This is a genomic window from Flavobacterium psychrolimnae, from assembly GCF_003312425.1.
Lineage (GTDB): Bacteria > Bacteroidota > Bacteroidia > Flavobacteriales > Flavobacteriaceae > Flavobacterium > Flavobacterium psychrolimnae.
The window spans coordinates 1-12,196 of record NZ_QNUX01000006.1; the positions used below are offsets into that span (position 1 = coordinate 1).

General features: G+C 34.7%; 9 protein-coding genes. 2 read left to right on the plus strand and 7 right to left on the minus strand.

The window, feature by feature from the left end; all coding sequences use genetic code 11:
- Positions 1 to 119: 119 nt before the first annotated feature.
- Both DR980_RS16335 and DR980_RS07590 read right to left on the minus strand, forming a co-directional pair.
- Positions 120 to 269: a hypothetical protein gene (locus tag DR980_RS16335; RefSeq protein WP_167400546.1), complete on the minus strand. Its 150-nt coding sequence runs from the start codon at positions 267 to 269 to the stop codon at positions 120 to 122.
- 14 nt (positions 270 to 283) lie between these two features.
- Positions 284 to 1,807, minus strand: coding sequence for a GH3 auxin-responsive promoter family protein (locus tag DR980_RS07590; protein WP_113634644.1), 1,524 nt, complete (start codon positions 1,805 to 1,807; stop codon positions 284 to 286).
- A gap of 244 nt (positions 1,808 to 2,051) precedes the next feature.
- Between DR980_RS07590 and DR980_RS07595 the strand changes: the two genes are divergently transcribed.
- A complete protein-coding gene (locus DR980_RS07595) occupies positions 2,052 to 2,846 on the plus strand; it encodes a DUF2797 domain-containing protein (protein WP_113635040.1) in 795 nt (264 codons plus the stop codon).
- A gap of 190 nt (positions 2,847 to 3,036) precedes the next feature.
- Here the strand turns inward: DR980_RS07595 and DR980_RS07600 are convergent, their stop codons facing one another.
- Both DR980_RS07600 and sppA read right to left on the minus strand, forming a co-directional pair.
- Positions 3,037 to 5,646: an AsmA-like C-terminal region-containing protein gene (locus DR980_RS07600; protein ID WP_113634647.1), complete on the minus strand. Its 2,610-nt coding sequence runs from the start codon at positions 5,644 to 5,646 to the stop codon at positions 3,037 to 3,039.
- A gap of 193 nt (positions 5,647 to 5,839) precedes the next feature.
- Positions 5,840 to 7,600 (minus strand): signal peptide peptidase SppA, encoded by a 1,761-nt coding sequence (sppA, locus tag DR980_RS07605; protein WP_113634649.1) that lies wholly within the window; start codon positions 7,598 to 7,600, stop codon positions 5,840 to 5,842.
- A gap of 138 nt (positions 7,601 to 7,738) precedes the next feature.
- On the opposite strand from sppA, the gene folK reads away from it, so the two are divergent.
- Positions 7,739 to 8,875: a 2-amino-4-hydroxy-6-hydroxymethyldihydropteridine diphosphokinase gene (gene folK / locus DR980_RS07610; protein ID WP_113634651.1), complete on the plus strand. Its 1,137-nt coding sequence runs from the start codon at positions 7,739 to 7,741 to the stop codon at positions 8,873 to 8,875.
- 18 nt (positions 8,876 to 8,893) lie between these two features.
- Here folK and DR980_RS07615 read toward each other — a convergent pair whose 3' ends face one another.
- The 3 genes from DR980_RS07615 to DR980_RS07625 form a co-directional block, all read right to left on the minus strand.
- On the minus strand, positions 8,894 to 11,005 hold the full coding sequence (locus DR980_RS07615) for an Ig-like domain-containing protein (protein ID WP_244199276.1): 2,112 nt from the start codon (positions 11,003 to 11,005) through the stop codon (positions 8,894 to 8,896).
- Between the two features lie 90 nt (positions 11,006 to 11,095).
- A complete protein-coding gene (locus tag DR980_RS07620) occupies positions 11,096 to 11,632 on the minus strand; it encodes an RNA methyltransferase (protein ID WP_113634656.1) in 537 nt (178 codons plus the stop codon).
- Between the two features lie 69 nt (positions 11,633 to 11,701).
- Positions 11,702 to 12,151, minus strand: a complete 450-nt coding sequence (locus DR980_RS07625) for a DUF1573 domain-containing protein (RefSeq protein ID WP_113634658.1) — start codon at positions 12,149 to 12,151, stop codon at positions 11,702 to 11,704.
- Positions 12,152 to 12,196 lie beyond the last annotated feature (45 nt).

Below are 12,196 nucleotides of genomic sequence, written 5' to 3' on the forward strand. Positions count from 1 at the left end.
ACTTCTTCTACACAGCGAAGTTTAAATTCATAATTGTATTTGACTTTTCTTTCCATAAAAATACCCCCAAATAGTGTCTAACTTTTTGGGGGCAGTTCATCATTTTTGTACAGCCTTTTTTATGCTTTAACGGTAAACGCTTTTTCAGGTTTTTCTGTTGTTTGTTTTTCAGGAGATTTACAAATTCCTCTGGCACCACAACTCATTCTGTGCGGTCCGCAGGAACTCAATACAAAAAGTGCAATCAAGATGTAGAAGGTGTTTTTCATCTTTTTAATTATTTTTATACGCTTTGAAACTGCATGTTTTTCAGTTGTTCCAAATAATCCCTTTGGTTGGATAATCTTGGAATTTTGTGTTGTCCGCCCAATTTATCTCGGTCTTTTAACCAATCATAAAACAAATTTTTTCGAGCTACATTGATTACTAACGGATTTAACGTCATGTTGTTGTAGCGTTTCGCTTCGTAATCCGAGTTTAAGGATTGTATAGATTCATCTAATGCTTTCTGGAATTGTGATACATCAGCAGGAGGGTTTTTAAATTCAATCATCCATTCATGTGCGCCTTTTTCTTTGCCTTCCATAAATATAGGCGCAACGGTGTAATCAACCACTTCGGTTTGGGTTAGTTTACACGCTTTGGCAATAGCCTGATCGGTATTTTCGACCATCAATTCTTCTCCAAAAACATTAATGTGATGCTTTGTTCTTCCCGTCACCCGAATTCGATATGGATTCAATGATGTAAAACGAACGGTATCGCCAATCAAATAGCGCCACAAGCCAGAATTCGTTGTGATTACCAAAGCATAATTTTTGAACAATTCTACATCTGCTAATCGAATTACTTTTTGATCCGGTGTCCCAAAAGTATCCATTGGAATGAACTCATAAAAAATTCCGTAATCCAACATTAACAATAAATCACTGGAATTATTTAAATCCTGAATGGCAAAAAAGCCTTCAGATGCATTGTATATTTCGTAATATTTAAACTCTTTTTTAGGGAGTATTTTTTGGTATTGTTCGCGGTACGGTTCAAAATTTACGCCTCCGTGAAAGTACACTTCCAAATTTGGCCAAAGTTCGAATAGATTTCCTTTTCCGGTTTCTTCCAGCATTTTATTCATCAGAACTAACATCCAAGAAGGAACTCCGGCAAAACTGGTTACATTTTCGTTTTTCGTTTCGTTTATAATAGCTGCAATTTTAGTTTCCCATTCGCTCATCAAGGAAATTTTGTTGCTTGGTGTACTGCTGAACTCCGCCCAAATAGGCATGTTTTCGATTAAAATTGCGGATAAATCGCCAAAAAACGTGTTGTTGTCCTCATAGATTTGGGAACTTCCGCCAAGACGCAGACTTTTCCCCAAAAACAGTTCGGAATCCTCGTTGTTATTCAAATACAAACACAACAAATCCTTACTTCCTTTGTAATGACAATCTTCTAGCGCTTCATTGCTTACCGGAATAAATTTACTTTTTGCATTAGTAGTTCCGCTTGATTTGGCAAACCATTTTATTGGTTCTTCCCAAAAAACATTTTGTTCGCCTTTACGTGTTCTTTCAATCAATGGCTGCAATTCTTCGTACGTCGAAATGGGAACTCGCTCTGCAAAATTCGCATAGGATTTTATTGTAGTAAAATCATATTGCTTGCCTAAAACAGTGTTTTTAGAAGACTGAATTAAATTCATAAGCAATTCTTCCTGAACTTCATTTGGATATTTCAAGAAAAGTTCGATCTGATGAATTCTTTGTTTAAGAACCCAAGAAGCAAACGAATTGATTATGGTTAGAGGCATATAGATTTAAGATTGTTGATTAACGATTTTATATTTCAGATTTTTTTCTATTGGGAAAATGCTGAAATATAAGATTTGAATATCGATTGACAAATACTAACTTTGTCAAAGTATCAAAAATAGTGTTTTTTTATAAAAAACAATTCTATATTATAGTAAAGATTTTAACTCAGGACAGGGATTCTAATAATTGGAAGTACTAAATCTAAAATCAGAAATCGTTAATCAACAATCTAAAATCATAATGACATACGAAGGCGTACTTACCAAAATGCAAACCGAATTTGGAAACCCAATTCAATATTATTTGGTTTTTGAGAATGGATTTTTAAATGTGAATCAGTTGCTGAATAAAGAGATTGAGATCAATTTTGTGGGATACCAATGTTTGAATTGTGGGAAAAAGAAAAAAATTTTCCGTCAGGGATTTTGTTACGATTGTTTCTATTCCAGTGCTGCTGTTGGTGATTGGATTATGAAACCGGAGCTGAGTACCGCTCATCTTGGAATTCAGGATCGTGATTTGGCGTATGAAGAAAAAGTGCAATTACAGCCGCATATTGTGTATCTGGCCTTATCCAGCGAAGTCAAAGTAGGAGTGACCAGAAAAACGCAAATGCCAACCCGATGGATTGATCAAGGCGCAACCCAAGCGATTTCAATTGTGGAAGTTCCGAATCGCTATTTAGCAGGAATTACCGAGGTGGCGTTGAAAAATCATTATGCCGATAAAACCAATTGGAGAAAAATGCTGACGAATAATGTCGAACAAATTGACTTAATTGCAGAACGATTAAAGGTTGAGAATTTGATTCCAACGGAAGTTCAGGAATACTTTTATTCGCAGAAAAATGATTTGTACGAGATGCATTATCCCGTTTTACAGTATCCAAGTAAGGTAAATAGTTTGAGCTTGTATAAAACACCTCATTTTCAAGGAAAACTTACCGGAATAAAAGGGCAATATTTACTTTTTGAGAATGAAACAGTTTTTAATATTCGTGGTTCGGAAGGATATGTGGTAACGATTAAAGTATAAGAAACACAGGTTTTTTTAACCATTAAGAAATTAAGTTTCATTAAGATTTAGAGCTTAATTTTTCTTAATTCCTTAATGGTAAAATCTCAAAAGCAAATAGTTTCGTTGTTTAGATTCAAGTATAAAATTCAATAAAAAAGAGGAATGTCACGTAGTGAAATTCCTCTTTTTTTTGCTTCATAAAGTGTTCTTAGTTCGCTTTTGTAGTGTCTACTTTTTTCTTTCTATTAAACAATCCATTTAATAATTCAGAGGCTTTCGCTTTTACTTCTTCCTTAGTCGCTGGCACAGCAGGAGTGGTTGTTTTAGTAGTATCTCCGGGTTTCTTGTTTTTATTGATATAATCCGTCAAAGCCGAAGTTCCTTGTTTTACCAGTCTGTCTTTTTGTTGGTTAACCAATTGAGTCGTCAATTTAGTTACCGCACTATTAATATCCGTGGTGATTTTAGGATTCGTAAAATTACCGGCTAATACGGCATTTATCGGGAAACTTTCTAATTTAGCAGCATCAGCAGCAGATAATTTTGCTATTAATGCATTGGCCTCCGAGCCTAAATATTTAGCAGGAACATCAAATTTTAAATTGTAATTCATGCTTTGGTCAAAACCATGAGTTCCTCCGATAGTTGCTTTGATATCTTTGTACTTGATGTCAAATGGTTTTACATTTACTTTTCCATCTTTGAATGTAATTGCTGCTTTCAAATCATTCAAATTTATTTTACTCACATCAATAAATTTCAAGTTAGCACCTAAAGCGGTCAGTAAAGTCGAATTACTGGAGTTTACAGTCGTAGAAAGCAATTGTCCCAATAAATCACCAGTCAGCGTTTTCAAGTCAGGAGTAAGTTCGGTAGCATCAAGATTCCCGTTCAATTTGATACTTGAATTTAATTTTCCATTGATGATTCCGGCAATTGGCGCAATTTTTTTCAACATGTCCAGTTGGGTGAACGACTGCGCAATATCAACTTGATTTAATTTTAAATCCATATTGAAAACTGGCGTTTTTCCTTTTGTGGAAACAGCTCCATTTACTCCAATTGTTCCACCAAAAATTGAGGTTTTTACATTTTCTAAAGTCACTTTTTCGTCTTTCACGATTAGTTTTCCCGAAACATCTTTCAGAGTCAAATTATCATATAAAACCGTAGTCGCTTTTGCGTTAAGCGTACAATTTAAGAAAGTAGGAATCTTCATTGCCTCTGCTTTTTTAGTTCTGGTTTTAGTGGTTTCACCGGTTGTCATAAAATCATCAACAGCCAATTGTTTAGAATTCATGTTGAAATTTCCTTTCAATTCTTGGTTTCTAAATATAAATCCGTAAAAATTCTCTAAAACTCCCGTTACACTAATATCGCTTTTTCCTGTCGTTGCGTTCAGTTGTTTCAAATTGACTTGGCTAGGATTAAACTGAACCAACGCATTGCTAATCTTCATTGTTTTGCCGTTTTCATCCACATAGTTGAAACCGGATAAACTCATGGTTCCGGCATTGTTAATGTTTTGATACTGGCTTTTCTCAACTGATTGCATGTCGAATTTGGTAGTAACATCAGCGTTTAAAATCCCGGATAATGGCTTGTCCAGCTTTATAGGATAGGCTTTCGAAAGATTGGCTAAATTGATAGTTCCTTTTAAAGCGGCATCAACAATCGCATTTTGAGTAATGTTTCTAATGTTTGCTTTGGCATTAAAAACATCCTGATCTATTTTGAAAGAAAGCTGATCAATATTGACATAGGTGTCATTTAATATACCAGTTTCATTTACAATTTTAGTGTCTATAATGATATTTTGAACGGTCTTAGGTAAGTTAGGATACTTAAACGAAGCGTTATTGGAAGCGATTTCAATATTAAATTTTGGAACGCTCGTATCAGAATAAAGTCCTTTTGCAAAACCTACAACAGTAAAGTCGCCGGTTGTTTTTACGTTATTTAAACTGGAAGCATATGCTGCGGGAATAACTCCAAGGAAATTTTTGAAAGATGAAGTTGGGGTTTTAAATTTCAAATCGTACTGTTGACCCGCTTCCACCATTTGAATAAATCCATCAAATTCCAGCGGTAATTGATTGATTAATGCTTTGTTTTCTTTGAAAGTATATTGGCTTTTTTCTAAATCAATTCCTAAAACAGCGTCTAAAGTCAAAGCCACATCTTTCATATAATTTACTTTGTCCATGTCCAACGTGATTTTTGCAGTTGACTTGGTAACTAAATCTAATTTTTGTGCTGCAAAATCTCCAACACCTTCATGATTTATGCTGTCAATTACCATTTTGATTTTAGATTTTTCGTCAAAGTAGCGAAATTTGAAATTCTCAATAGAGTAATTTTTGATCGTCAGCGATAAAGGATCACCTTTGCCAGCCTTTTCTGTTTCTTTATTTTTTATGGCGATATCATAATTCCCGATTCCGTCTTTATTGAAAATGATATTAATCAGTCCGTTTTTTGAAGTAATTCCGTCAATTTTTATGGCTTCCTCTTTTCCTTTGAATAATTCTTTGATGGACATTTTCAAATCTATTTCGCCTAATGAAACTAATGTATCGCCCTCAAAAGGAGCTTTGTTTACAATCACTAGTTGTTCCAGCGAAACATTTGCATTTGGAAAACTTTTGATTAAACTTAAATCCACATCCGAAAAAGTAACTCGTGCGTCTACTTTTTCATTGATAGCTTCGGCAATTTTAGCTTTTATTTGATCTTCAAAAAAGTATGGGATAGCAAATAAAGCGACTAAGAATAGGATAATCAGGACTCCAATAATTTTTAAAATTGTTTTTAGCATAATTTGATTTTCTTTAGATTTATAAATTCAGCAAAAATGATGCCCTCTAACCACAAAAATAGTGGAATATAATTTAGGAGTATGCATTCCTTTCACAAATAGCAGGATACATCAGGATAGTTTGCATTTTAGATTTAAAAAAAAATCCGTTCAAATGATTATTTAAACGGATTTTTATCGGGTATTTTATCTATTAATTGATTTTGATTTCAAACGGCATAATCGCTTGAATTCCTTTTCGTGCTTGCAGTTTTTTTATTTCCTGCATCATACGATAATTTTCTTCTCCAATTTCTTCTTTTATGAAATCAGCTTTCGATTTTGCAAAAGGAAGATTAGCTAAAAGATCATCGAAATTTTTCTCATATTCCGGATAGTTTTGGGTACGGTAACTTTTTGTTTTTGCCAAAGAAGCTGCTTTTGCAATTGCATCATCTAAGCCTCCAATTTTGTCTACCAGTCCAATTTTTAGAGCTTCAGAACCTGTCCAAACTCTTCCTTGTGCAATAGCGTCCACTTGCGCAAATGTCATTTTTCGACCTTGTGCTACATGAGCAACAAAAGTTTTGTAGATATGTTCTACACCTTCTAAGGTAACGGCTTTGAATTTTTCATCTATTGGAACAAAAGGGCTATAATTAGCGGAATTTTCATGGGTTTTCACTTGTTCTGTGTAAATTCCTATTTTAGTGGCCAATGGTGTAAAGTTTGGTAATATTCCAAAAACGCCTATAGAACCAGTAATTGTGTTTTCTTCAGCAAAAATGGTATTTGCGTTACAAGCAATATAATATCCGCCAGAAGCTGCATAATTACCCATAGAAACCACGATCGGTTTAACTTTCTTTGTCAATTCAATTTCTCTCCAAATCAAATCTGAAGTCAAAGCGCTTCCTCCAGGGCTGTCGATGCGAAGTACAATTGCTTTTACATTTTTGTTTTTTCGAGCTTCTTGTAACGAGCGACGCATCGAACCTTCACCAATAACGTTCACATCGCCTTCGCCACCTAGAATTTCTCCTTGCGCATAAATAATAGCGATTTCATCTTTACTGTCAAAAGTTTGTGATGTAGTAGCTACTTTTTGAGCATAATCTACAACAGATACTTTGTTATAGTCTTCGTCATTGGCTACTTTAAGTGCTTTTTTTATCGCGTTATGATATACATCTTCATAAGCAATAATGTCAACTAATTTTTGAGATTTTGCCATTTCCGGAGTTCGGGCAAGAAGTCCGTTAGCGATTTCATTCAATTTTGCTACTGATATATTTCGGCTTTTTGCGATGTCAGCAGTAATTGAATTCCAAACTGAATTTAATAATGCGGTAGTTTGCTCTCTGTTGGCATCACTCATTTTATTTTCTAAAAATGGTTCAACAGCACTTTTATATTTTCCATGACGGATGACTTCCATTTTTAACCCTGATTTCTCCTGAAAATCCTTAAAGAACATAATTTCAGAGGACAATCCTTTGAAATCCATATCTCCAACCGGATTGATGTAAATTGGGCTTGCAATAGAATTTAGATAATATTCTTTTTGTGAATACGAATTGGCATAAGCCATAACGAATTTTCCTGATTTTTTAAAGCTTTCCAGAGCATCTCTCAAGGCTTTACTTTGTGCCATTCCCAGTGAAGAAACGTTATTTAAAATAGAGATTCCTTTGATGTCATTATCTGATTTTGCCTCTTCGATAGCATTAATAATGTCTGATAAACCTACTTTTTTGTTTTCTGAAAAAATAGTCATCCAAGGATCTTTATATTTTCCGGCATAATCATTTCGGATGTCTTCTAAATTCAATTCGATTACCGAATTATTTTTTACCACAACACCTTCAGATTCACCACCAAAAATGGCTCCAATAAGGATAATTCCAAAAAAGAACAACATGAAAAAAACAAAAATACCTATAATGGTAGCCAATACATTTCCTAAAAATTTCATAATTATATTTTTTTAATAAGTCGCATAAAACATAGAAATGTTACAAACAATGGTTTAGAATTTCTAGGTTTAAATATCAACAGAGGATACAAATATATTGCTTATTCTAAAATTCTTTTAGTTAATTTGCACCTAATTATGAAATCACAACATCAGGTCATTTTATCGATAGGAAGCAATCAAGGCAATCGTTTAGAAAATATTGAGCATTGCTTGGAATTGATACACCAGGAAATTGGTACGGTTCTCAAAGTTTCCAAATTATACGAAACTCCAGCTTGGGGTTTTGAAAGTGATGCTTTTTATAATTGTGCTTTGGTTTTGCATACTTTTTCCTCCGCTCATAAAATTTTGGCTCAAGTGTTAAAAATCGAAAAGCGTTTGGGTCGCTTGCGAAATAAAACCCAAGAATATCAATCGCGCATCATTGATATTGACTTAATTGCATTCGATTCAGAAATTATTGCGACGGAAAAACTCCAAATTCCACATCCTTTGATGCAAAATAGGAATTTTGTTTTGTTGCCCATTCAGGATTTGAATTTAGATTGGAAACATCCAATTCTTCAAAAAAACATTTCGGAATTATTGGCTTTGTCACCGGATGAAAGTGTTTGTATAGTAGTTCAAGAATTAATTAGTCCGTTGCAAAATATTCCGCTGGAACAATTTAATTACGTTGCTTTTGAAGGAAATATTGGGGCGGGAAAAACAACGTTGGCTACAAAAATTTCAGAGGATTTTAATGCGAAAACAGTTTTGGAACGTTTTGCCGATAATCCATTTTTGCCTAAATTTTATAAAGATCAAAACCGGTACGCGTTTCCGCTTGAAATGTCTTTTTTAGCGGACAGATACCAACAATTATCGGATGATTTAGCGCAATTTGATTTGTTTAAAGATTTTCTGGTTGCCGATTATCATATTTTTAAATCCTTGATTTTTGCCAAAATAACTTTGGCGGAAGACGAATATCGTTTGTACCGAAATCTTTTCGATATCATTTACAGAGAAATGCCAAAACCGGATTTGTATATTTATTTGTATCAAAATTCAGAAAGGCTTTTGCAAAACATTAAGAAACGCGGCAGAAGCTATGAACAAAAAATTCCAGCTGAATATTTGGATAAAATCAATAGCGGTTATCTTGATTATATCAAATCTCAAACCGATTTGAATGTTCTGATTATTGATGTTTCGGATCGTGATTTTGTGAAAAATCAAGAAGATTACCTGTATATTTTAGGTGAAATTCAAAAGAAGATAAAGGTTTAGAATTAGAAGATTTGTAAATTATCTTTTTAGGGAAAAATGACCTCTTTTTTCATGACTATTTCTATCAATTTTTAAGACATACCAATAATCGGTAGCAGGAAGTAGGTTTTTATTGAAAGTTCCATCCCATGACGGTTTAGCCGCATTCAATCTCGTGATAAGTTTACCATGCCGATCAAAGATATTCACTTCAGCCTCAGGATAATTGACCAATCCTTTTATTTCCCATACGTCATTGTAGGAATCATTGTTTGGGGTGAAAAATTTTGGAGCAATCAATACTATAAAAGCTTCACTGTCAATTCCACATGAATTTATTTCTCTCACATAGGCTGTTTGCAAGCCGCTTGCCACATTGAAAAATACATTCGAACTTTGATAATTAATCCCGTCAACAGAATATTCAAAATAGTCTTTTGGTTTTTTTAAATAAATTACAACAGTGGTTTCATTGACGTCAATCCTGTCGATTTTTGGTGTATCATGTTCAATTACAGTGATTTTTTTGGTGCTGCTACAGTTGGCGCTATTTGTTACCGTTACGTTATAAATGCCTGGTGCAGTAACCTGAATTGTCTTCGTGGTTTCGCCGGTAGACCATGAATACGTCATATCAGGGATTGCTGCATCAAGGATTAAACTGCCGGATTCACAAAGTATTATTTCTTCGTCCGTAACTATCGGAGGATCGTAAATTATGATGTCAACAGCAATCCGATTTCCGTTTGTACATCCGTTATTTACGGCTTCGGCATAATATGTTGTGTTTTGTGTAATATTGGGTACAGTCAGACTTGTTCCAGTTTCTATGATAGCGGAGCTAGTTAAGCTCGAATACCAATTAACTGTTCCAATAGTGGTAGTTGCTTGAAGAGTTACAGCTCCTGCTCCACATCTTGAAACTGGGGTATTGGTAGATGTTATGCTAGGAATAGTATGTATTGTTGCGGTAATAGCTGTTCTGTTATTGGAACATCCTGCGTCTACATAATAAGTTGTTGTTGTATTTAAAAATGGGGTAGTGTACTTATTACCTGTGTGTACTAAATTCCCAAAGCTTGCCGCATCATACCAATTAATCGTTCCGCCAGATGCCGTTGCTTGTAATGTTACATCTCCTGGTCCGCAATTTGAAGCGGGAGTAGTAGCCGTAATTTGAGGAATTATTATCGTGGTACTGGCTGAAATTTCAAGTATTGGGTCATTAGGCATGCCCCCGTATTCTACAATATATCCCTTTGATTGGTAATTTCCGCTAGTGTCTCCATTTAATTGTAAATCGTTCCACGATCCAGGAGTTCCTGGAACATCAAGCGCTTTGACGTGTACATAATGCTCATTTCCATTACTATTATTTGGTTCGCCATTATTCCAAAAAGCAAATTGGTTTGGTGGCGCTGAGCCATTGATTCCGCCATTCCAAAAAACAGTTCCGTTTTCTGGACCTGTCATCCATTTCCAAATGCCTTCCGTTTCCACATCACTACCGCCAATCCAACCATTTCCTAACGCTTGCTCTCCGGCTATTTTTGCTTCGTCAGCAGCGGTGATTGTCGCTAAGTATCCTTGAAGGCCAAAATAATTTTTCTGTTCTGCGGCTGCTTTTGCGGCCGTCCAGCTAATGCCTATGTTTGGGAAATATTCATAATAGTGACCATTTCTAGGTAAATAATTGGCTGCTCCAAGAGTAATCGAAAAGGTTCTGCTTCCAGACGGAGTTGTAGAGGAATTGTTAAAAACAACATCTTTGATTGCATTTATAAAGTCTGAATAAAGTACTTGTGCAGGTGGAGTAGCACTGGATAATTTTAATTTTCCTTCAAGAGGACTCCATTCGGTGACGATATTTGGGTGTAGTGCTGGATTGGATAATTGGATTATATCCTGTCCGTTTACATATCCTGTAGAAATTTGTATGTAAACCGCGTCAGTCCCAATGTCAGTTGCATCAGAGCCGGTTATATTTACATCGGTCACTATTTTTACCGAAGTTCCTGTACAGTAAATTTGATTACCTGTCGCTGTAATTCTGGGGGCAACAGCTGTAATAGATGATTTTATTGCTTTTCTAGGAATAACAGCGCTGTCTTTTTTTAGGGTGTAAATGGGAATGGCTGAATAGTTTGCCATTGGTACAAATAATAAAAGAGTTATTGTTATTTTTAAGAAAGTATTAATTCTCATACGATACGGTATTGCTGTTCCTGTTTTTTTAAATTTCTATTTTGGCCAGTTCATTTTTTGAAATAAATCCCAAACTACAATTCCGGCACTTACGGAAATATTCAAAGAATGTTTGGTGCCTAGTTGTGGAATTTCGATAGAGCCATCACACAAGGCAACTGCTTCTTGTGAAACACCATAGACTTCGTTTCCAAAAACTAAAGCATATTTTTCTCCCTTTTTAACCTCAAAATTTTGCAGAAAAATTGCGCTTTCCACTTGTTCTATGGCAAGTGTCATCACGTTTTCTTTTTTTAATTTTTCGATAACTTCAAGAACATTCTCTTGATGTTCCCAAGCAACAGTTTCAGTAGCTCCAAGTGCGGTTTTATGAATTTCCTTGTTAGGAGGTGTGGCAGTGATTCCGCATAAGTATATTTTTTCAATTAGAAATGCATCTGCGGTTCTAAAAACGGAGCCAATATTGTGTAGGCTTCGAATGTCATCCAATACTAAAATAAGTGGTGTTTTTTCAGATTTTTTAAAAGCCTCGATGGATTTTCGTTCCAGTTCACTGTTTTCAAGCTTTCTCATATTTTATAAATTATTCAAAAAAAAAGCTTCCGAAGTTAATGGAAGCTTTTTTGTCTATTGAGTTAAAATTTAGCTTTTTGCAGCAGGAGCAGCTAAAACATTTCCTTTTATTGTAAGTGTTTTACTTGGTACAACTGCATTAGTTGTCAAAGTAACTGTTTTTGTAAATGCTTGACCGGCTCTTGACGTATCATATTTTACTCCAATAACTCCTTTTGCACCTGGAGCAATTGGCTCTTTTGGATACGTTGGTACAGTACAACCACAAGAACCTTGTGCATTAGTAATGATCAATGGTTTGTTACCGTTATTAGTGAAAACAAATTCACGACGACCATCAGAGTTGTACGCTACAGTACCGTAATCAATAGTTTCAGTTACGAAAACCATTCCAGCTCCATTTACTTTTGCATTAGCAACTTTAGTATTTGTTGCTTTTAATTTTTTTGATGTTTCTTGTGCGTTAGAAGTAGTAACTCCTAATACAACTAGCATAGCTAAAGCAATTATTTTTTTCATGTGTCTTTAATTTTAAAAATATCTACAAATCTATATAAAAATTAG

Coding starts and splice junctions, on each gene's coding strand:
- DR980_RS16335 (WP_167400546.1), bottom strand. CDS start 269: ATGAAAAACACCTTCTACATCTTGATTGCACTTTTTGTATTGAGTTCC.
- DR980_RS07590 (WP_113634644.1), bottom strand. CDS start 1,807: ATGCCTCTAACCATAATCAATTCGTTTGCTTCTTGGGTTCTTAAACAA.
- DR980_RS07595 (WP_113635040.1), top strand. CDS start 2,052: ATGACATACGAAGGCGTACTTACCAAAATGCAAACCGAATTTGGAAAC.
- DR980_RS07600 (WP_113634647.1), bottom strand. CDS start 5,646: ATGCTAAAAACAATTTTAAAAATTATTGGAGTCCTGATTATCCTATTC.
- sppA (WP_113634649.1), bottom strand. CDS start 7,600: ATGAAATTTTTAGGAAATGTATTGGCTACCATTATAGGTATTTTTGTT.
- folK (WP_113634651.1), top strand. CDS start 7,739: ATGAAATCACAACATCAGGTCATTTTATCGATAGGAAGCAATCAAGGC.
- DR980_RS07615 (WP_244199276.1), bottom strand. CDS start 11,005: ATGGCAAACTATTCAGCCATTCCCATTTACACCCTAAAAAAAGACAGC.
- DR980_RS07620 (WP_113634656.1), bottom strand. CDS start 11,632: ATGAGAAAGCTTGAAAACAGTGAACTGGAACGAAAATCCATCGAGGCT.
- DR980_RS07625 (WP_113634658.1), bottom strand. CDS start 12,151: ATGAAAAAAATAATTGCTTTAGCTATGCTAGTTGTATTAGGAGTTACT.